Annotated in this window: 15 protein-coding genes; 6 read left to right on the top strand and 9 right to left on the bottom strand. The window is 34.3% G+C overall.

What is annotated here, in order from left to right:
* Positions 1 to 54: 54 nt before the first annotated feature.
* The 4 genes from B0M43_RS06315 to B0M43_RS06300 all read right to left on the bottom strand — a co-directional run bounded on the left by B0M43_RS06315 (position 55) and on the right by B0M43_RS06300 (position 3,704).
* On the bottom strand, positions 55 to 1,122 hold the full coding sequence (locus B0M43_RS06315) for an efflux RND transporter periplasmic adaptor subunit (protein ID WP_065451574.1): 1,068 nt from the start codon (positions 1,120 to 1,122) through the stop codon (positions 55 to 57).
* A 9-nt stretch (positions 1,123 to 1,131) separates the two neighbouring features.
* Entirely contained in the window at positions 1,132 to 2,466 is a 1,335-nt protein-coding gene (locus B0M43_RS06310) for a TolC family protein (protein WP_065451575.1), read from the bottom strand.
* Between the two features lie 10 nt (positions 2,467 to 2,476).
* The gene (locus tag B0M43_RS06305) at positions 2,477 to 3,076 is read right to left on the bottom strand and encodes a TetR/AcrR family transcriptional regulator (RefSeq protein WP_065451576.1); all 600 of its coding nucleotides are present in this window, start codon (positions 3,074 to 3,076) and stop codon (positions 2,477 to 2,479) included.
* A 106-nt stretch (positions 3,077 to 3,182) separates the two neighbouring features.
* A complete protein-coding gene (locus tag B0M43_RS06300; RefSeq protein ID WP_065451577.1) occupies positions 3,183 to 3,704 on the bottom strand; it encodes a YceI family protein in 522 nt (173 codons plus the stop codon).
* A 267-nt stretch (positions 3,705 to 3,971) separates the two neighbouring features.
* Here B0M43_RS06300 and B0M43_RS06295 point away from each other — a divergent pair, with 267 nt between their 5' ends.
* Positions 3,972 to 4,946: a polyprenyl synthetase family protein gene (locus B0M43_RS06295; protein WP_078006451.1), complete on the top strand. Its 975-nt coding sequence runs from the start codon at positions 3,972 to 3,974 to the stop codon at positions 4,944 to 4,946.
* 303 nt (positions 4,947 to 5,249) lie between these two features.
* Here B0M43_RS06295 and B0M43_RS06290 read toward each other — a convergent pair whose 3' ends face one another.
* The 3 genes from B0M43_RS06290 to B0M43_RS06280 all read right to left on the bottom strand — a co-directional run bounded on the left by B0M43_RS06290 (position 5,250) and on the right by B0M43_RS06280 (position 11,248).
* Positions 5,250 to 7,115, bottom strand: coding sequence for an alpha,alpha-trehalase (locus tag B0M43_RS06290; protein ID WP_078006452.1), 1,866 nt, complete (start codon positions 7,113 to 7,115; stop codon positions 5,250 to 5,252).
* A complete protein-coding gene (locus tag B0M43_RS06285) occupies positions 7,105 to 8,325 on the bottom strand; it encodes a sugar MFS transporter (RefSeq protein ID WP_078006453.1) in 1,221 nt (406 codons plus the stop codon). Before B0M43_RS06285 ends, B0M43_RS06290 begins: the two co-directional genes overlap by 11 nt.
* Positions 8,326 to 8,608: 283 nt before the next feature.
* Positions 8,609 to 11,248: a TonB-dependent receptor gene (locus B0M43_RS06280; protein WP_078006454.1), complete on the bottom strand. Its 2,640-nt coding sequence runs from the start codon at positions 11,246 to 11,248 to the stop codon at positions 8,609 to 8,611.
* A gap of 164 nt (positions 11,249 to 11,412) precedes the next feature.
* On the opposite strand from B0M43_RS06280, the gene B0M43_RS06275 reads away from it, so the two are divergent.
* Both B0M43_RS06275 and B0M43_RS06270 read left to right on the top strand, forming a co-directional pair.
* Positions 11,413 to 12,438: a LacI family DNA-binding transcriptional regulator gene (locus B0M43_RS06275; protein WP_065451582.1), complete on the top strand. Its 1,026-nt coding sequence runs from the start codon at positions 11,413 to 11,415 to the stop codon at positions 12,436 to 12,438.
* A gap of 40 nt (positions 12,439 to 12,478) precedes the next feature.
* On the top strand, positions 12,479 to 12,832 hold the full coding sequence (locus tag B0M43_RS06270; protein WP_078006455.1) for a hypothetical protein: 354 nt from the start codon (positions 12,479 to 12,481) through the stop codon (positions 12,830 to 12,832).
* Between the two features lie 5 nt (positions 12,833 to 12,837).
* Here the strand turns inward: B0M43_RS06270 and B0M43_RS06265 are convergent, their stop codons facing one another.
* Positions 12,838 to 13,419 (bottom strand): hypothetical protein, encoded by a 582-nt coding sequence (locus B0M43_RS06265; RefSeq protein WP_078006456.1) that lies wholly within the window; start codon positions 13,417 to 13,419, stop codon positions 12,838 to 12,840.
* Positions 13,420 to 13,484: 65 nt separating this feature from the next.
* Positions 13,485 to 14,036 (bottom strand): hypothetical protein, encoded by a 552-nt coding sequence (locus tag B0M43_RS06260; RefSeq protein ID WP_078006457.1) that lies wholly within the window; start codon positions 14,034 to 14,036, stop codon positions 13,485 to 13,487.
* Between the two features lie 116 nt (positions 14,037 to 14,152).
* On the opposite strand from B0M43_RS06260, the gene B0M43_RS06255 reads away from it, so the two are divergent.
* From B0M43_RS06255 to B0M43_RS06245, 3 genes are all read left to right on the top strand, one after another.
* On the top strand, positions 14,153 to 16,927 hold the full coding sequence (locus B0M43_RS06255) for a 2-oxoglutarate dehydrogenase E1 component (RefSeq protein ID WP_065451587.1): 2,775 nt from the start codon (positions 14,153 to 14,155) through the stop codon (positions 16,925 to 16,927).
* A gap of 77 nt (positions 16,928 to 17,004) precedes the next feature.
* Positions 17,005 to 18,252: a 2-oxoglutarate dehydrogenase complex dihydrolipoyllysine-residue succinyltransferase gene (gene odhB, locus B0M43_RS06250; protein ID WP_078006458.1), complete on the top strand. Its 1,248-nt coding sequence runs from the start codon at positions 17,005 to 17,007 to the stop codon at positions 18,250 to 18,252.
* A gap of 215 nt (positions 18,253 to 18,467) precedes the next feature.
* Positions 18,468 to 20,951, top strand: coding sequence for a TonB-dependent receptor (locus B0M43_RS06245; RefSeq protein WP_078006459.1), 2,484 nt, complete (start codon positions 18,468 to 18,470; stop codon positions 20,949 to 20,951).
* The last annotated feature ends 48 nt before the right edge of the window (positions 20,952 to 20,999 follow it).

Genomic DNA, 20,999 nt, shown 5'->3' with positions numbered 1-20,999 from the left:
GTAGGCTTTAGGCAATAAGCGTAATGCTTACGTCCTATAGCTTATTGCTTTAAATTATTTAATAATTTCTACAGTATTACCGTCTTGTAAGTTAATTTGACCTGTAACAATTACAGTTTCTCCGTCAGATAATCCTTTGATAATTTCCACCTGATCTCCTAAAATTCTTCCTGCAGTTACTTTTCTTAATTTTGCAATACCATTTTCAACTACAAAAATCTCGTTGCTGCTCACACTTCCTACGAAAGCATTTCTTGGCACAACCATAAGTTGTTGTTTTTGTTGGTTTGATGCAAAGTTTGCCGTTCCGTACATACCCGCTTTAAGGTCGTTGTTTACATTATTTGTAATTTCAATTTCAACCGGAAAATTTAAAGTCTCATCCGCTTTTGCAGCAATAAAAGTAATTTTTCCAGAGAACGTTTTATCAGGATAAACACTTGCTGTTACATTAATAGTATTTCCAACTTTTAAACTTGCAACCTGATTTTCGTTTACTGTAACTACTAATTTTAATTTAGAAACGTTTACGATATCAAACAAAGCAGTTGCTGGCATTCCAGTCAAGATAGATCCCGGCTCAATGTATTTTTTATTGATGAATCCGCTAATAGGAGCTTTTACTCTTGTATCTCCAACATTAATGTTGGCTTGTGTTAAGCTAGACTGCGCATTGGTTAATGCTAATTTTGCCTGATCTAATTGTTGTTTTGTAACACCACCCGTTTTAAAAGCATTTTCGTAACGGCTGTAATCAGATTTTGCATTTTGGTAAACAGCCTGAGCTTGTTGTGCGCTTACATTGATTACATCACCTCTCATTGTCAATAAAGTCTGACCTACTTTTACGTAATCTCCTTCTTTAGCCAAAACACTAATTACTTTTCCTGATTTTTCAGCAGAGAAAGTCAATTGTTGAATAGGCTGGAAATTTCCGTTTGCAACGAAATCCAATGAAACTTCTTCTGTTTTTACAGGAGATACTTTTACTGAAACTGCAGCATTTTTTTCTGCTACGATATCTGTTTTTTCTTTATTCTCTTTCTTATTATTATTTAAGACATATCCAATCACACCCAGTGCTGCGATTATGATTACGATTGTTAAAATAGTTTTCTTCATTTTGTTTAGTTATTTAATAAGAGTTTTAAGTTCGCCTTTTGATTTGATTAGTGCTACTTCGGCAATTTTGTAATTCAAGACTGCTCTGGTATAGTTATTTTGAGCTTCAAGTGATGCATTTTCAGCATCTAACAAATCTGTTAATGATGCTAATCCCTGAAGGTAATTGTTTTTTGTATTGCTTAAGATCTCAATCGCCAGACGCATATTTTCTTTTTGATTATTGATAGTAATAAGGTTATTATCAATTTGAGCCATTGCATTTCTGTAATCTAAATCAAGCGAAAGTTTCGTGTCTTTGATATCTTCCTGAAGCGATCTGATTTCTACATCGGCTTGTCTTACTTTGGCACGAGTTCCAAATCCTGTAAAGATTGGCACATGTAAATTTAACCCAATTGCAGAGAAATCTGACCAATACACACCATCTGATGGTTTTGCGAACCAAGGCATTTGTGGTCCCTGACCAATATAATTGTAACCGGCAGATAAAGAAAGTGTTGGATAATATCCTGCTTCAACAGCTTTTTTATTGTACACTAAAAGCTCTTCTTGTTTTTTCAAAAGCAGGTATTCTGTTCTGTTTTCTGTGTTTGGCACTTCTGTTAGTGCAGCAGGAACAACTTCAAATTCTTCTTTTGGAATCTCGATTTGAGCTTCAATAGGCATTCCCATATAAAACTTCAAAGCATTTTCCTGTAATGTAATTTGATTTTTTACTTGCTGACGTTCTGTATCAATATTCGACATTTTAACCACGATACGATCTAAGTCAATTTTTTTCGCCAAACCGTTATCAAATTGTCCTTTTACAATGTCACGAACTTTAGTCGTATTAACATAACTGCTATCTAATAAAACCAATCTTTCACGCTGTACGTAAACTGAGTAGTAATTGTTGGCCACTCTTTCTATTACCTGCTCTTCAGTCAACTGATCGTTTATTTGATAAAATTCACGAGTAGATCTTGCTGCTCTTAATCCTGTAAAAACAGATTGATCAAAGATTGTCTGAGTCAATGAAACCCCTGCAGTTGAAGTCCATTTTTGACCAAATGCTGCCTGAATCGTAGTTCCCGGCGCACCAAATCCTGCTCCGTCAATAACTGTAGTCTGAATTACAGGATTGTAAGTTAAATTTCCGTTTGCAGAAATTTGAGGCAACGCTCTTGAACGTATTTCCTGAATTTTATACTCACTATTTTCAACCTGTAATTTTGCTTTTTTTGCATCGGCTTTGTTTTCAAGCGCGTATACAACTGCATCTTTTAGGGTTAGTGTTTTGACTTGTGCGTTGGCAGACAAGCCAATTGAACACAAAAATATAAGAATTATTCGTTTCATAGATTGATGATTAAATTGTAATTTTTTTAAGTTGTTTTTCTAATTCCAGTATTCCTTTTTCAGTTGCCATAGCTCTTGTGTGGTATTCCAGTGCTTCTAATTCTATTTTTTGTGCTTCTCTTTCTGAGATAGTAGTTTCATTAATATGAAAAATCAGGGTATAATAAAATTTTACATATAAATCGATATTCAAATCCGGTCTGTACAAACCTTCATTGATTCCTTTTAAAATATTATCCCTAAAATAATGGTTGCACTGATCTATCTCATGCGTCATTATATTTTGATAGATTTCAGGATAATGTTTTTTTAACTGGTAAAGAGGCGAAGTGTCCGCTGCATTTTTAAACATGTCACGAAACATCTCTCTAATTTCAAAATTCTCATGAATAGCGTTATAGTCTTTCGCAACGATAGTGTCAATAACTTCATGTACTTGTTGATGAACGGTCGAAGTACTTTCTTCGATCAGAACTTCTTTATTACAAAAATATTTATAAATGGTTTTTTTCGAAATACACATTTCACCTGCTATATCGTCCATCGTAACACTCTTAAAACCAAGTTTTAAAAATAACTCACTTGCTTTTGATATAATTTTCTCTTTCATCTTAATTTTCAAATTGTATTACAAATATACTTAGGAAACTAAAATCAGAAAAATAGTTTCCGTAACATTTGTAATAATTTTACATTAATTTATTCATTATGTAAGATTATATACTGAATTCTAAATTAGCAATCAGTTTAATATCTTTTCCTAAAGCTAAACCTCCGTTATGATTGAACGAATTATAATCTAAACCAAAATCCTGACGTTTGATATCTCCTTTTATTTCAAAAGCAACTTTTTTCTCGCCATTGTAAGTGTTAACGCCAATAAACTCAGCATCAAGTTCTACTACTCTGGTTACATCTTTTATGGTTAAATCGCCTTTAAAGAAATTGATATTATTGTTTATTTTTTGAAAAGAAGTCGATTTAAAACTAATGATCGGATGTTCGTTTACATCAAAAAAGTCCTGAAGTTGTAAATACGTATCGATTTGTTGAAAACTATCCTTTTTGTTATTGATATCTAAAGAAAACTCAACCGATGCATCTTCAATTTCATTGTCTTCGATGTTCACATAACCATCAAATTTATTTGTAGTTCCTCCCATATAAGCAATTATCGAATGTCTCATTTTAATTAAAACATCTGATTGGCTAGAATCTAAGGTCCATGTTGTTTTCATAAATATTTGATTTTAGTGAATTTATAAATCATTAAAAGTTCCAACGGAAACTTTTACAGTGTTCAGAGTTTCCAATTGAGAATGCAAATATAGACAGGAAACTCTAAACACCAAAAAAGTTTCCAAGTTTTTTCAAAAATAATTTCAACTCCCTAATAATTAAAGGTTTTGGGGTCATTTTGAGGTGGAAACTGTCATTTAAAACTTTAAGAAAGAATAATTCATAATGAATCGTATCTTTGGAGCTCGCAATTCAGATTATATTTTATGCACGATATTAGCCAATACCAGGAATTTTTTATCCATTATTTAGAAAAACAAAGCATTAGTAAAGAGCCCAAAAATCTTTATGAACCCATTGCATATATTTTAGGTCTTGGCGGAAAACGCATGCGCCCTGTACTTACTTTAATGGCGTCAGAAGTTTTTGACACTGATTATAAAGTAGCGCTTCCGGCAGCAATGGCCGTTGAAGTTTTTCATAATTTCTCATTGGTTCACGATGATATTATGGATGATGCGCCTTTGCGAAGAGGACAGGAAACAGTACATGAAAAATGGGATTTGAATACCGGAATTCTTTCCGGAGATGCTATGCTGATTCTGGCTTATCAATATTTTGAGCAATACGAACCAACCGTTTTTAGAGATTTAGCAAAGTTGTTCAGTAAAACTGCTCTTGAAGTTTGCGAAGGACAACAATGGGATGTCGATTTCGAAAAAAGAAACGATGTTACCATTCCGGAATACCTGAAAATGATCGAATATAAAACAGCCGTTTTAGTTGCCGCAGCCATGAAAATGGGTGCCATTGTAGCCAAAACCACTGAAAAAGAAGCTGATTTTATTTATGATTTCGGTTTGAATTTAGGATTGGCTTTCCAGCTTCAGGATGATTATCTGGATGCTTTTGGAGATCCTGAAACTTTTGGAAAACAAGTTGGCGGTGATATTATGGTGAATAAAAAAACCTATTTATACCTGAAAGCAAGAGAGTTTTCTACACCCAAAAAAGCTTTAGAATTAGAGAAATTATTCAGTTTACAATTAGATGATAATACGGAGAAAATAGCCACTGCAAAAACTATTTTTAATGAATCCGGTGCTTCAAAAGCAACACAGGAAGCTATAGAAATGTACACTTTTAAAGCTTTTGAAACTTTAGAAAAAATGGATCTTAATGCTGAAAAGAAAGCTATTTTAAGGACTTTTGGAGAGAATTTAATGGGAAGAAAAGTTTAAGTTTTTGCCACAGATTAAAGGATTTAAATGATTTTTTTCGTTTTTATTACACATAGTAAACCCGACAGGTTTTAAAAACCTGTCGGGTTTATATTTTGAAATTATTCCGTTAGGAATATCTGGTTGGTAAAAAAAAAGTAACGAATTTGCAAAGTGTCCTGTAGGGACACCTGTTTTGCGGAATAATTGTTACGAACGTAATCAAACGTTTCTACGGAACGCATACCTTTTAATCCAATCAAAAAAATCTACCAACCAGACATTCCTAGGGAATGAATGACATCTTAAAAAATTTGAACATAATTAAAACAAATCCTCAGGATCAACTAAATTCGATAATTTTTGTTTTAGATTATCTTCTAAAATCGTCAATCCGTATTGGTAAGAAGCGTTCATCCAGCCAAAACCTTCTTCGGTTATAAAATCAAATTCGGTTCCTACGTTTCCGTATTCTGCGAAAATTTTGTGTGAACTTATCGATAAATCAAACTTCTCCGGAATGGTTCCGTTATAATCAACCGCGTTTCTGGTAATCAGCCAAAGCCAGCGATAGACCATTTCCTGCGCTTCTTCGTTAAAATTATAATTCAGTAAACCTTCCCACAAAAGCATTTGATGCGGCGCCCAGCCAAAAGGATAATCCCATTGGCGAATTGGCGAATTGTGATCTAATTCAGCGATTGATTCTTTGGTACTTCCGGCAATTCCACCTTTCATTTTAAATCTTGGGAGTGCCTTTTTTACCAAAATCTCTGCTTGTTCAGGCGTGCTTATTTTTGCCCAAAGCGGATAAAATGTTGTCGCAGCTTCAAAGAAATGTTGTTCCTCGGTTACAAAATTATAATCGAAGTAGATTCCGTTTTCTTGATTCCAGCACATTCTATTGATCTTTTCTTTTCTCGAAGCAGCTTTTGAAATCCAGTACTCACTCGAAAAAGACTTATCTTCAAAATATTGAAATTCGTTTTTAAAATACTTCTTAATCAAAAAGGCAATATCCGTTTCGTATTTATAGAGCAAACTATTGATCGCAACCGTATTTAAATTAGCACAAATTCCGACCAATCTGTTTGTTGTGTCATGACCACTTTCGCGCATGCTTCGATCGTGAATAAAATACTTATCAAGCTCTTCGTCTACCACTTCTCTATCGAGATATTTCTTTTCGAATTCGCGTGTTGACAAATTATATTTGGATGCATATTGTTCCAGAATATCATCAAAATGCCCTTCTTCTACCTCAAACGGAAGCCCGATTCCTTCTGCTTTATAACGATTCAATCCATTGGCGGTAAGTCGTTTTCCTTCTTCCATCCAAACCGTTTGATATTCTTTTATAGCGGTTTTTAAATGTCTTTCAATCCAAAAAATATCCGGATTCGACTTTTCCAAAACATCTATAATCAACGATGTATAAAGTGGCGGTTGGGTTCGGGTCAAATAATAACTTCGGTTGGCATTTAATATTTTTCCGTAATGATCAATTTGATATTTAAAATTCTCCGCAATACCTAAAGCAAGCTCAATTTTGTCATCGATTAAAAGTCCTTTGGCAATAAAATAACTGTCCCAACCGTACATTTCGTTGAATCTTCCACCCGGAACAACAAATGGAACTCCTGATACTTCGTTGTTTTTGATTTGAAGTGCCAATGCCAGAATTCCGGGTTGTTTATTGAGTGATAAAACATATTCTGGCGAAATGTTTTTAGGCATCTGCACTACTTTCAATTTTGGAGTGACAGCTTCTAATTTCTTGAAATAATCAAAAACTATTTCGTCGCCAAAAGGCACATACAAATACGCTAATTCATTTTCGATCTTATTGTCTTCCAGAATTTTCTTTACACCATCGGCATCAATTGTTCTTGTCAAACCTTTCCAATAGAGGTTTTTTATTTTTCCCGAAATTCTCTTTACAGGATCTTCTGTGATTTCATCTAAATTGATTTCGGCAAATTCGGTATTGTTTTTTTTGGCCAAAGCCAGTTCCTGCAATAAATTCGAAAGCTGATAAGTTCCTTCAATCAGAGCAAAATTTCCGTTTTCATCATGCAGCAAAAACTTTTTTGGACCATTATCATCAATGGTTATCTTTTTATCGCCATCAGTATCTTCCTGAGCCAATAATTTTTCGATGGTTTGGGTTATATGTAATCTAAATTTCATCTTTTGCAGTTATTTTTTTAAGAATAAAAAAGGATATTAATAATAAAGACATTGGAATTAAAGTAAAATAAAATGCGTTTTCCGGTCCTTCATTTTTAAACAGCCAACCCGTTATTCTGGAGCCTAATGTTCCGCCAAGAGCAGAAAAAATTACAATTAATCCAGTCATTGAGCTTTGCAGATTTTTAGGCAAAGCACTTAATACAATCGAATTTAATAATGGATAAATGGGCGCAATGAATAAACCAATTAATGGAAATGCAAAACCAATTAAAGGCATATCTGAAAGTGTATTGATATTTTTTACTTCTAAGCCTACTGTTTTTGGAAGTACAAAAATCACCAGCAACATCGCTGAAATAATACAAAAACTCAAAACCCAAATCCAATTTACTTTTTTGGTTATAATGCCTGCAATCAATCTTCCTATTGCTAATGAAATAGCCAAAATACTCGCCATCATAATGCTGATATTTTCTGGCAGATGAAGTACTTTTGTATTAAATGTAGGCAACCACGACAAAATTCCCTGTTCGATCATTACGAACAAAAAGACACTAATTACAAAAATAACGGTAAGCAATTTTGCCATTAATTTGAACATTTGCATGAAATCGTCTTTGAGATTTGCTCCTGCCGAAACTTCACTTTCTTCAAATTTCACAAAGAATAAAAACAAGAACGAAAGCAATGATAATCCTGCCAAAAACCAATAAACATTCAGCCATGAATTAGGATCATTTTCGTTATTAAAAGCTGGGAATAAGAAATAAGCCAATGCAATTCCCACCATAAAAAAACCTTCGATACTGCTCATTAAGGCGTTGTGTTCTTTTTTGGTTTCGGTTACAGTTCCGATTAGCGAATAAACCGAAACTTTGATCAAAGCAAAGGAAACTCCAACAGTTGCAAAAAGAATTTTAGCGTTATTAAAAGAGTTTCCAAAATACATAGAAATACAAGCCACAGTAACCAAACCCAAACCTATAAGCATCGATTTTCGATAGCCTATTCTGGGTAAAAAAGACGCTATAAAAAAAGAAACAATGGCAATTGGCATGTCTTTAAAAGCTTCTAAAATACTCGCCTGAACTTCATCTACTCCGTAATTTTTCTGCGATTTTAAAATCACAATGCCTACGCTGTTTAATAAAATGGCGAAGACAAAATAATTGAGGTAAAGTGAGATTTTAATTCCTATGTTTTTCATTTTTCTATTTGTTTGTCTATGCTTTGTGATTACGGTGCGGAGACGCACTGCTGTGCGCCTCTACGATACCGTATATATATATTATTTAACCTGTTGGGCGTGATGGCTAAAAATTTAAATAAACACATAGAAACATAGATTTTATGTGTTTAAAAAAAGTAAAAAAAAAGAAACTCGTTTCTCACACATAGCTATGTGTATTAATGCAAGTGAAACGCCTTTTCTCATTTCAATAATTCTATGTTTCTATGTGTTAAAAATAATTAACCCCAACAGGTTAAATCTAGAAATTAATCGCTACCGAAAATCTAAAGGCGCGCCCTAAAATTGGTCTTGCCATAAACACATCGCTTGCCGCAGATGTTGTTTGTCTTGGATCTCCTTCTGTTAAACCAATTTCGTTGAATAAATTCGAAGCATCAACTGCAAAACGAAGATTATTATACGTATAATTTAAACCTGCCCCTACTTCTTTATATGCTGGTAAAACCTGTCTGTTATCTTGATTAGTGAATTTTTTATCATAATAAGAAAACTGAACATATGCTGTAAAATCTTTTGTAATGTCGACTTCCGGTCTTAGGTTACAGAAAAACTTAGGAATTCTTCGTGCTGTATTACCGTTGAAATCAAAAGTAGAACCGTCAGCATTTGTTCCTGTAAAATTATCATATTCCGGTTTTTGAACCGTAAATGTAAAATTCAGTTTTACAATATTATATCTCACATTAGTTTCTACTTCAAGACCAATATTGTTTACGTCAGCAAATTTATTCTCAGAACTTCCATCAGATAAAATATCAGTAAAAGCAACATTTTTTAAGTTCATGTGAAATAAATTGGCATTCACATTAAAGAAGGAATTAGCATATTTATAACCCAATTCAAACTGATTCACTTCTGTATTCTCCAATTTGCTTAAATCTGCTGCATTATCATAAAAAGATTCTTCGATTGGCGATCTAAAACCGTGGCTGTAACGAACGTACGAAGCCATATTGTCATTGAATTTGTAGTTTCCTGCAGCTGTGTAAGACCATTTGCTTACATCATATCTCCAATACGTGTACGGATTTCCTTTTACCGTTGTTACTGCATCATCGGCCGTATTGTTGTCTAAAATCCCTAAGTTTTCAGCACCAAATCTGGCGTTGTCTCTGTAGCCTGAATATTTGTCTTTGTTGTATCTTAAGCCTGCATTGAAGGTTAGATTATCAGTAGCTTTAATTTCGGCATCAGCGTAAATATCATTCAAAACACCTTTGGTTTGTGCATCTCTTTCTAGCCAGGTGATTCTTTCTACACCGTTCCAGGTATGATCTACTCCACTTGTATTGTCTTTTACATTTAATAATCTGGGATTGTCTGAAACACCTACCAAATACGAATTCCAGTTCCAGTATTGATTCGATTTCCAATTTGAATAGTAGTAACCTGCAGTTAGTTTTACCGGATCTAAATCAAAATTAAAAGAGAAATTATTCGCAAAATTGTTCATCTTTTTTTCGATATGCCAAAGGTCAGCTCTCATAATTAAAGCGTTTGGATCAAGTGTTTGTCCGTTATCTACATAAGAATATGTTAGATTACTAGCGGTTGTATTTTGAACACTTGTAGCATAAGCATCTTGTGTCCAGGGACCGCCATTTGGGAAAATCGCATTGTAATTTAAATCGATATTGGTGTTTTTGAATGAGTTTTTGAACGTCACTTTATCCGATATCTTCTTTTTGAATTCGGCTCCAATAGAATTAATTATAGGATGAGAACCATCTTCTAAATCTGCGCTAAAAGTTCCTCCGCCATATTGAGGTACGTTTAAGCGGCTCAAATTTACTGAAGTTAATGTTCCGTAATTCGGGTTAAATCCAGGAATTCCTTCTACTTTTCCGTTATTGCTTTTTAATGGAATTGGCAAATAGAATGTGTTTCTGTCATCAAGATGTTTGAAGTTAATTCTTAAATAATCATCGTCATCAAATTTATAGGTGATGTTTCCTTTTATTTGTCCGCCTTTATTAGCTGTAAAACCTGTATTTCTTACGCCATTATCAGCTCTGTAAAAACCTCCAACATTAAAGAATAATTTATCCTGAATTAAAGCACCAGATAAATTAAGGTCAGTTCTAAACATTCCGTAATCTGAAGTTGTAAACTTTGCTCTTCCCTGAAACTCATTTTGTCCCGTTTTTGAAATAAAATTGATGATTCCACCTGGAGCATTGGTGGCAAAAATTGAGGCAGAACCTCCACGAACCGCTTCCATTTTGCTTACCGTTTCGTCTAATCTGTAAAAAGTATCGGCGTTGGCAAATTGCAGTGCTCCATCTTCAAAAACGGGCAAACCATCTTCCTGAATTTGTACATATTCATAAGCTCCCGCTGACGGAATTCCTCTTGCAAAAAGGTTATTTCCTATTTCTCCTCCAGAGGCTTCAACTACAAATCCCGGAATGGTCTGCAATAAAGCCGCCGTACTTGATGGTGCTCTGTCTTCAATTGCTTTGGCTCCCATTGTTGTAATCGCAACACTCGACTCCAATTTAGATCTTGGCGTTGAAGATCCGGTAACGACAACCTCTTTTAAACTTTGAGATTCTCCTTCAAGTAATAAATTTACTTCTAGGGATTCTCCTTGTTTTATGGCAATTTTTTTCTCGAAAGTTTTGTAACCTACATTAGTGGCAATAACGGTATACGTTCTGGCTTCGATATTCGAGAATGAATAGCCTCCATTTTCATCGGTAACAGTGCTTTTTCCCGTTTCCTTAATAGTTACGTTTGCGCCTGGAATCGTTACTCCGCTGTCATCAAGTACTTTTCCTGAAATTGTATTTTGATTTTGAGCAAACAGATTATTAGATAAAAAAAACAGGCAAAACATCAAAAGTAATGTGCCTGAATATTGGTGTAGTTTTTTCATTTTTTCGTTCGGTTAGTTAGTAATTATGGTTATCACTGTCAAACTTAACTACAAATCATAAAGGAATTTACGAATTAAAAATCGAAAACGTTTTCGAAATGACCTAAAACGTTTTCGGAAGTTAATTTTTTATCAATCCGTTTTATTTTTAGTACTTTTATTTCATGAATGACACTAAATTAATAGATATAGCCTCGGCACTCGGAATTTCGGTTACAACGGTGTCAAAAGCGTTAAAAGGATATACAGATATTAGTAAGTCTACTCGTGCCAGGGTTATCGAAATGGCCGAAACGATGAACTACATCCCCAATTCTGTTGCGGTGAATCTTAGAACCAATGAAACCAAAACCATTGGCGTTATTATTCCGGCTACCGTGCATCACTTTTTTTCGAGTGTATTAAATGGTATTCTCGAAGAAGCTGAAAAAAGAGGATATCTGGTCATTATATTACAATCTAATGAAAAATATGAACTGGAGAAAAAGCAACTTGCTTTATTGATTCAAAAACGGGTTGACGGGGTTTTAATGTCACTCTCTAACGAAACAGATGATTTCACTCATATTAATGAAGCTATCCGAAAAAACACTCCGGTTGTTCTATTTGATAAAATCGCCAAAAGAGTAGATTGTTCTAAAGTAGTTATTAATGATGCCAAAGCGGCTTTTGATGCCGTTTCTTACCTTATTAATAAAGGGTATAAAAAAATCGCTCATTTTCGAGGTTCGTATGTTCCGCAAAACTCGATCGATCGCTTTTTAGGATACAAAAGAGCACTTGAAGCACACGGAATTGAATACGATTCGAAACTGGTTTATGTCTGTGATAACAATACCGATTTTGAAGACGGCTATGAAAATGCCCAAAAAATAATGACCGAAAATCCGGATATCGATGCCATTTTTGCCATTACAGATTTAGTCGCCATCGGCATTATTAAATATTTTAATGAAGCCGGAATAAAAACGCCGGAACAAGTTGCGGTTTTTGGATTTAGCAATTGGTTTATGAGCACCGTTATTTCACCCAAATTAACTACAATTGATCAACCGGGATTTGAAATGGGACATCAGGCGGTTTCACTTTTAATTGATGAAATTGTAGATATAAAAGAACATCGTCCGGTAACGCATCAAATTATTGAACTTCCTACCAGAATCATTGAAAGAGAATCAACCGTTAAATGATTTTTTAGTTTTAACTTTGCCTCAATCTTAAAAAGCATCAATGTTTCCGATTCCTGAAAATACCGATTTTTTATTGGCTGATGCCGAAAAAGAAAACCTATATCTAAACCTGATTGAACAAATTAATAAGGACTTTAATTTAGCCAATGAAGGTATTGATTTCCCGCTGAGTATTTCTCCCGAAGAATTAAAAATTCAGCTTCACGAAAAAATCTACCGAATGATTCAGTACAAATTTGCTGAATACTTAAACCTGCTTTATATTATTGATGTTTCTGAAGAAGAAATTAAAAAACTAGACGGATCAGATTTGGTTGTTCTCGCTGAACAAGTTGCCTTTTTGATTCTAAAAAGAGAATGGCAGAAGGTTTGGTTTCGCAATTATTACAAGTAAAAAAGTTAGTTAGTCAACAAAATACTATAACTTTCAGGTCTTACGATTTTTTTTAATTTATCCAATTCAGACCAAAGTCCAAATCCATTAGTGTCTAATTTACTTCCTATAATTTGGTAGCGGCCACATTTAAAACAAATTTTTGCTATTCCTATTGTCTTTTCTTTATTCTTAAAAATAAAAATATCACGATATTCTGCAATGCAGGCGGCAAAAGTGGTTTGCAATGAATCTTTGTCGCTAAAAACATTTTCAATCTTTTTTTCTTGCTTGATTGACAAATTTGATTTTTTGTATTCGTATTTTAATAAAAGCTTTTCAAAATCTTTCTTCGGAATACTATCAGGATAATACCCGTAAAAAAAACCTGAAAATTCTTTTTTCTTTTCTTTCTGTGCAATATTATCATTGGATGAATGCTCAAACTCCCGTTTAGAAAAATCTAAATAATAATGATCAATTTTATCCGAATCAAAAAAAGGTCTTAATTCTTTCTTTACAGCCTTTTTGGATGCAACTTCTACTTTATTAGAATTGTTACAACTCGAAATAATAATTGCTGTAATTATAAAAATATACTTTTTCAATTTTTCAAAATTTAAAAACTTAGAATCTTAGAATCTTAGCTACTCAGAACCTTAGCAACTTTCCATCAAAAATACACCCTCACAAAAGGCATAAACCCTGATCCATAAAGACTTCTATCAGGATCATACAAAATATCGTAACGTGCACCAACCGTAACACTTCCGGTTCTGTAACCTGCACCAAGATATAAAGCAGTATTCCAATAATTATCAGAATAACTTGGTCTGTAAGGGGTTGAATTATAATCTGTATTTACTCTCACCTGCTCTAACTCTGCTGATAATTGAATCTCAGGAATTGGATTTACAAGACCAACCAGACTTCCGCCGTACACGAAAGAATTGTAGTAGCTTTTGGAAGATAAATAACCAAATTGTAAACCAACACCAACGGCTACAATTTCGTTTACATTATAAATAGCACTTGGCATTACAGAAATATCAGTATAGCCAGAACCTATTCCTAAACCAAGTCCTCCACCAAACTGAACTTTGTCCCAAAAATGATTACTATTGTCAATAACGTACTTTTGCTGCGAAATTGCATAACTAGAAAATAGGACTGCCAAAATCACAAAAAAAGGTTTGAAAACGATTGAAATTTGATTATTATTCATAGTTGAGTCTATTTTTAACAAATTTTTACGTAAAAGTACGTAAAAAAAAGATTTAAATAAATGCGATTGTTGTACTTTTGCCTTTCTATTTAACAAAAAGTATATTCACTCATATTATGGATAGGTTTTCATTTTTAAATGCAGCGCATACAGAGTTTTTCGCACAATTATATGATCAGTATTTAGTAAACCCAGATAGCGTTGAGCCAAGCTGGAGAAGTTTTTTTCAAGGTTTTGACTTTGGACAAACGACTTATAATGACGAAAATCCAGTTCAACGAATTGTTGAATATGTGACTAGCGACAATCAGGATTGCAGTTTAGTTTCTGACAAACTACAAAAAGAATTCAATGTACTAAAGTTAATCGATGCTTATCGCACACGCGGACACTTGTTTACAAAAACAAATCCGGTTCGTGATCGCAGAACATCTTCTCCAACATTAGACATCGAAAATTTCGGATTAACAACTGCTGATCTTTCTACAGTTTTTGATGCTGGACAAGCTATCGGAGTAGGACCTTCTACTTTGCAAGACATTGTTACGCGTCTTAAATCTATTTACTGCCAACATATTGGTATTGAATATATGTATATCAGAAATCCTGGAGTTGTAAAATGGATTCAGGATAAACTGGCTGTAAATGTTAACCAGCCTAATTTCTCTTCTGAAGAAAAGAAAACTATCTTAAACAAATTAAACCAGGCAGTTTCTTTCGAGAACTTCCTGCACACTAAATATGTAGGTCAAAAACGATTTTCATTAGAAGGTGGAGAATCTATCATTCCTGCTTTGGATGCTTTGATCGAACAGGCTGCTGAAAAAGGTGTTGAACAATTCGTAATGGGAATGGCTCACCGTGGCCGTTTGAACGTTTTGGCAAACATCTTCGGAAAATCTACTCAGGATATTTTTGGTGAGTTTGACGGTAAAGATTACGATCAGGAATATTTTGATGGTGACGTAAAATACCATTTAGGTCTTACTGCCGACAAAAAAACAAGAACAGGAAAAAACATCAATATCAATTTAGCACCAAACCCTTCTCACTTAGAAACGGTTGGAGCTGTAATTGAAGGAATTACAAGAGCAAAACAAGATAAATATTTTCCAAACGATTTCTCAAAAGTATTGCCAATTGCCGTTCACGGAGATGCTGCAATCGCAGGTCAGGGTATTTTATACGAAATCATTCAAATGGCATTGCTTGACGGTTACAAAACCGGAGGAACAATTCATATCGTAATCAATAATCAGGTTGGTTTTACTACTAACTATTTAGATGCACGTTCGTCTACTTATTGTACAGATGTTGCTAAAGTAACGCTTTCACCAGTATTACACGTAAATGCTGATGATGCTGAAGCTGTTGTACACGCCGTATCTTTTGCATTAGATTACAGAATGCAATTTGGACGTGACGTATTTATCGACTTATTAGGATACAGAAAATACGGTCATAACGAAGGTGATGAGCCTCGTTTTACACAACCTGTATTATATAAAATCATCGCAAAACATAAAAATCCAAGAGATATTTATGCTGAAAAATTATTGTCAGACGGCGTAATCGATGCATCTTATGTAAACGCTTTAGAAAAAGAATACAAATCTACTATGGAGGAGAATTTACAAGCTTCCCGTAAAAAAGATTTGACTATTATAACGCCATTCATGAAAAACGAATGGGATGGATTTGTTCAGGTAACAGACACACAAATGCTTGAAAAAGTTGACACTACTTTTGATAAAAAAGGATTGGATTCTATCATCAATACAATTTCAACATTACCAGCGGACAAAAAATTCATCAGTAAAATAACTAAAATTGTTACGGACAGAAAAACCGTATACGACAATAATACTATTGATTGGGGGACTGCAGAAGCATTGGCTTACGGCTCGCTTTTGACTGAAGGATTTGATATTCGTATTTCAGGGCAGGACGTAGAGCGTGGTACATTCTCTCACCGTCACGCTGTTGTAAAAGTAGAGGATTCTGAAGAAGAAGTAATATTACTGGATAGTATTGAAAATAAAAAAGGAAAATTCGGCGTATTCAATTCACTTTTATCTGAATATGGTGTTCTTGGTTTTGATTATGGATATGCATTAGCTAATCCAAACGCTTTGACTATTTGGGAAGCTCAATTTGGAGATTTCTCTAATGGTGCTCAAATCATGATTGACCAGTATATTTCATGTGGTGAAGATAAATGGAACAATCAAAACGGTATTGTTTTATTATTACCTCACGGATATGAAGGTCAAGGTGCTGAACACTCTTCTGCAAGAATGGAACGTTACTTACAACTTTGTGCAAGACAAAATATGTATGTGGCAGATTGTACAACGCCAGCCAACTTCTTCCACTTGCTAAGAAGACAAATGAAAACAAATTTCCGTAAACCTTTGGTAGTTTTTTCTCCAAAAAGTTTATTACGTGATCCAAGATGTGTTTCTACAGCTGAAGAATTAGCCACAGGAAGTTTCCAGGAAACAATTGATGACAATACAGTAGATAAAAAAGCAGTAAAAACATTGGTTTTTGTTACTGGTAAATTCTACTATGACATCGTTGCTGAAAGAGAAAACAACGGAAGAAATGACGTTGCAGTTGTTCGTATTGAGCAATTATTCCCTTTCCCGGTTGCACAACTTAAAGAAATCATCGCACAATATCCAAATGCTGATGATTATGTTTGGGCTCAGGAAGAACCTAAAAACATGGGAGCTTACAGCTTTATGTTAATGAACTTTGATCTTGTAAAATGGAGATTAGCTTCACTAAAAGCTTACGCTGCTCCGGCATCAGGAAGTTATACACGTGCAAAACGTCGTCATGCAGATGCGATTAGAATGGTATTCGATAAAGATTTATTCAGATAAAAAAATGTTTCAAGTTTCGAGTTTCAAGTTTAACTACATGAAACGTGAAACCATAAAAACCTTAAACAAAAACAAAGATGATTTTAGAAATGAAAGTCCCATCACCAGGGGAATCAATAAAAGAAGTTGAAATTGCAACTTGGTTAGTAAAAGACGGAGATTATGTAGAAAAAGATCAAGCTATCGCTGAAGTTGATTCAGACAAAGCAACTCTAGAATTACCGGCTGAAGCAAGCGGAACAATTACGCTAAAAGCAGAAGAAGGTGATGCAGTAGCTGTAGGAGCTGTAGTTTGTTTAATTGATACAAGTGCAGCAAAACCTTCAGGAGATGCTCCGGCAGCTGAAGCTCCAAAAACTGAAGCACCGAAAGCTGAAGCTCCAAAAGCAGAAGTAAAAGCTGAGGCACCTAAAGCAGCACCTGCTCCAGCAGCAGCAACAACTTATGCTACAGGAACTCCATCTCCGGCAGCAAGAAAAATATTAGACGAAAAAAACATAGCACCGGCAACTATTTCAGGAACTGGTAAAGACGGAAGAATCACTAAAGAAGATGCTGTAAATGCAGTACCTTCTATGGGAACTCCAACTGGAGGAAACCGTGGATCTGAGCGTACAAAATTATCAATGTTGCGTCGTAAAGTAGCTGAGAGATTAGTTGCTGCTAAAAACGAAACAGCAATGTTAACTACTTTTAATGAAGTTAACATGACGCCAATCAACTTGATTCGTAACGAATACAAAGATGCTTTCAAAGCAAAACATGGTGGTCTTGGTTTAGGTTTCATGTCTTTCTTTACAAAAGCAGTTACAAGAGCTTTACAATTATATCCAGACGTAAACTCTATGATGGATGGTGATTATAAAGTAGCTTACGATTTTGCTGATATCTCTATCGCAGTTTCAGGACCAAAAGGTTTAATGGTTCCTGTTGTTCGTAATGCTGAAAACTTAAGTTTCCGCGGAATTGAAGCTGAAATCAAAAGATTAGCTTTAAGAGCCCGTGACGGTCAAATTACTGTTGACGATATGACTGGAGGAACTTTCACTATTACAAATGGTGGTGTTTTTGGAAGTATGTTAAGTACTCCAATTATCAATCCTCCTCAATCAGGAATTTTAGGAATGCACAACATTATTGAGCGTCCGATTGCTGTAAACGGGAAAGTTGAAATTCACCCAATGATGTACGTTGCTCTTTCTTATGACCACAGAATTATTGACGGACGTGAGTCAGTTGGTTTCTTAGTGGCTGTAAAAGAAGCATTAGAAAACCCATTAGAATTATTGATGAATGGCGATGCTAAACGTGCTTTAGAACTATAATTATTAAATATTTCGGCATACTACTAAGCCTGTTCACTTTAGAACAGGCTTTTTTTTGTCTTAATATTGCCTTAAATCTTGCTTAAGATGTTAATTTTTTAAACAAATTTAAATTTTATGCTTTAAAAAATATTTTATTTAGAATAAATAAGAATAACTTGTATAGTTGACAATCAACAACTAAATTTGCGCTATTAAAATCAATTCTAAATAAAATGAAATATAAATTTACAATTTCTCTTTTGAGCCTTTGTTTTTTTCTATTCGCTGCTACAAGCATTTCAGCTCAGGAAAAAGCTTCTGTAAAAGGTCAGATTAGTTTAACAAATAATCAGACTGCAGACAATGTTTCGGTTACATTAAAAGGAACTAAAATAGGAACCAATACTGATAGCAATGGTTTTTACGAAATTAAAAACCTTAAACCGGGAAGTTACGTAATCAAAGTTTCTGCCGTTGGATATTCATCAAAAGAAAAAAGCATTTCTCTTAATGCTGGTGACGAAATAGTTGAAGACTTCACCATTAGTTCAAACTCTGAACAATTAGACGAAATTGTAATTAACGGAGGTACTAAAAAAAATCCATTAGCCCGTAAAGAAACACAACAAGTATCAAGACTACCCCTTAAAAATCTTGAAAACCCACAAGTTTATACTACCATTACAAGCGAATTATTAAAAGAGCAAGTAGTTACTAATTTAGATGACGCATTAAAAAACTCACCTGGATTAACGCAGCTTTGGGGCTCTACTGGTCGTACAGGAGATGGTGCAGGATATTTTTCGTTAAGAGGATTTGCTGTTCAGCCAACCATGATCAACGGATTACCTGGATTATCAAACGGAAGTTTAGATCCGGCTAACATTGACAAAATCGAAGTTATAAAAGGACCATCAGGAACATTGTTTGGAAGTAGTTTGATTTCTTACGGAGGACTAATCAATGTTACCACTAAAAAGCCTTACGATCATTTTGGCGGAGAAGTTAGTTACACTTCCGGAAGTTATGGTTTAAACAGAGTTACTGCAGATATTAATACTCCTTTGGACGAAGAACACAAAGTAAATTTTCTTGTAAATGCTGCTTATCATAATGAAGACAGTTTTCAGGATGCTGGTTTTAAAAAATCATTATTTGTTGCGCCGTCGTTATCTTATCAGGTAAATGACAGATTATCATTCCTTATTAATACTGAATTTTTGAGCAGCGAAATGACAAATCCAACCATGTTATTCTTAGACAGAGGAACTCCTTTAAGAGCTCACAACATTGAAGAATTAGGCTACGACAACAAACGTTCTTATACAAGTAATGATCTTGTAATAAAAACACCCTCATATAGCCTTCAGGGTCAGATGAATTATAAAATTTCAGACCAATGGACTTCGCAAACTGCTTTTGCAAGAAGCTCTACAAAATCTCAGGGTTACTATAATTACTTATATGACATAACAAGTAATTTTCAAAATATTACTGACGGAATTGTTTTTGGACGATCATTTACAAATAATAATTCAAAAACACTAACAACTGACATTCAACAAAATTTTATTGGAGATTTTAAAATAGGAAATCTAAGAAACAGGATTGTTGCCGGTTTAGATTATTTCAACAGAATGCAAGTTGATAACGGAACAGATTACGCATATTACGAAAGCTACGTATATGTTGGTAGAGATGACTTAAAAACAGTAAACGAAAATGTATTTGCAATCACTGATCCTACTAAATATATTTTAGACGGAGATAATGGTATTTTATCCCAATCACATGCAGATGCGGTTTTATCAGGCAAGGGTGTAAGCAACAGCAAACAAAAACAAGAAGTTTTTAGTGCTTACGTATCAGATGTTATTAATTTCACTCCTGCCCTTTCTGTAATGGCTAGTTTACGTATCGATCGTTTTATGAATTCAGGCGAAGTAACGACAAAAGATGATGACTTTAATCAAACTACTTTTTCTCCAAAATTTGGTATTGTATACCAGCCAATTATCGACAAAGTTTCGATTTTTGCCAACTATATGGATGGTTTTGTAAACCCATCTCCAGTTACTAATATATTAGCTGACGGAAGCAGACAACCAAGAACTTTTGGTCCTGAACATGCAACTCAAATTGAATTTGGTACCAAATTAAACGTATTCAAAGATAAACTATATGCCACTTTTAGCTATTATGACACAAAAGTAAAAGATATGGTTTATACGGATTATGGTGCAACAACTACAATCAGTTATGAGAATGGCGCTCAAAGAAACAAAGGTTTTGAAGCAGAAATAGTAACCAACCCGGTTGATGGTTTAAACATCGTTTTTGGATATAGTTATAACGATGCGATCTTAACAGCAGGACTCGATGATTTTGTGAATCACAGACCTGAAAGTGCAGGACCACAAAACTTAGCAAACCTTTGGGCAAGCTATAAATTTCTTCAGGGAGACTTAAAAGGTTTTGGTTTAGGTTTCGGAGGTAATTATGCAAGTGATAATAAAATCATGAACAGAACAGTTGCCGGAGTATTTACAATTCCAGAATATACTGTTATGAATTCTTCTATTTTCTACGGAACAGAAAAATACACTTTAACTCTTAAAGTTAACAATATCGCAAACGAAGATATTTATAGCGGATGGTCTACAGTGAGTCCAAGAGATGCAAGAAGCGTAGTGGCAAGTTTCTCTTACAGATTCTAAAAAACAAATAACAAAAACACCTTTTTCCAGAAGAAAAAGGTGTTTTTA

Source organism: Flavobacterium sp. KBS0721, assembly GCF_002007065.3.
In the GTDB taxonomy this organism is placed as follows: domain Bacteria; phylum Bacteroidota; class Bacteroidia; order Flavobacteriales; family Flavobacteriaceae; genus Flavobacterium; species Flavobacterium piscis.
This window is presented reverse-complemented; position numbering and strand designations above follow the sequence as displayed.

What these genes read in the sequence shown, in the direction of transcription:
- B0M43_RS06315 (WP_065451574.1), bottom strand. Translation starts at nt 1,122, where the DNA reads ATGAAGAAAACTATTTTAACAATCGTAATCATAATCGCAGCACTGGGT.
- B0M43_RS06310 (WP_065451575.1), bottom strand. Translation starts at nt 2,466, where the DNA reads ATGAAACGAATAATTCTTATATTTTTGTGTTCAATTGGCTTGTCTGCC.
- B0M43_RS06305 (WP_065451576.1), bottom strand. Translation starts at nt 3,076, where the DNA reads ATGAAAGAGAAAATTATATCAAAAGCAAGTGAGTTATTTTTAAAACTT.
- B0M43_RS06300 (WP_065451577.1), bottom strand. Translation starts at nt 3,704, where the DNA reads ATGAAAACAACATGGACCTTAGATTCTAGCCAATCAGATGTTTTAATT.
- B0M43_RS06295 (WP_078006451.1), top strand. Translation starts at nt 3,972, where the DNA reads ATGCACGATATTAGCCAATACCAGGAATTTTTTATCCATTATTTAGAA.
- B0M43_RS06290 (WP_078006452.1), bottom strand. Translation starts at nt 7,115, where the DNA reads ATGAAATTTAGATTACATATAACCCAAACCATCGAAAAATTATTGGCT.
- B0M43_RS06285 (WP_078006453.1), bottom strand. Translation starts at nt 8,325, where the DNA reads ATGAAAAACATAGGAATTAAAATCTCACTTTACCTCAATTATTTTGTC.
- B0M43_RS06280 (WP_078006454.1), bottom strand. Translation starts at nt 11,248, where the DNA reads ATGAAAAAACTACACCAATATTCAGGCACATTACTTTTGATGTTTTGC.
- B0M43_RS06275 (WP_065451582.1), top strand. Translation starts at nt 11,413, where the DNA reads ATGAATGACACTAAATTAATAGATATAGCCTCGGCACTCGGAATTTCG.
- B0M43_RS06270 (WP_078006455.1), top strand. Translation starts at nt 12,479, where the DNA reads ATGTTTCCGATTCCTGAAAATACCGATTTTTTATTGGCTGATGCCGAA.
- B0M43_RS06260 (WP_078006457.1), bottom strand. Translation starts at nt 14,036, where the DNA reads ATGAATAATAATCAAATTTCAATCGTTTTCAAACCTTTTTTTGTGATT.
- B0M43_RS06255 (WP_065451587.1), top strand. Translation starts at nt 14,153, where the DNA reads ATGGATAGGTTTTCATTTTTAAATGCAGCGCATACAGAGTTTTTCGCA.
- odhB (WP_078006458.1), top strand. Translation starts at nt 17,005, where the DNA reads ATGATTTTAGAAATGAAAGTCCCATCACCAGGGGAATCAATAAAAGAA.
- B0M43_RS06245 (WP_078006459.1), top strand. Translation starts at nt 18,468, where the DNA reads ATGAAATATAAATTTACAATTTCTCTTTTGAGCCTTTGTTTTTTTCTA.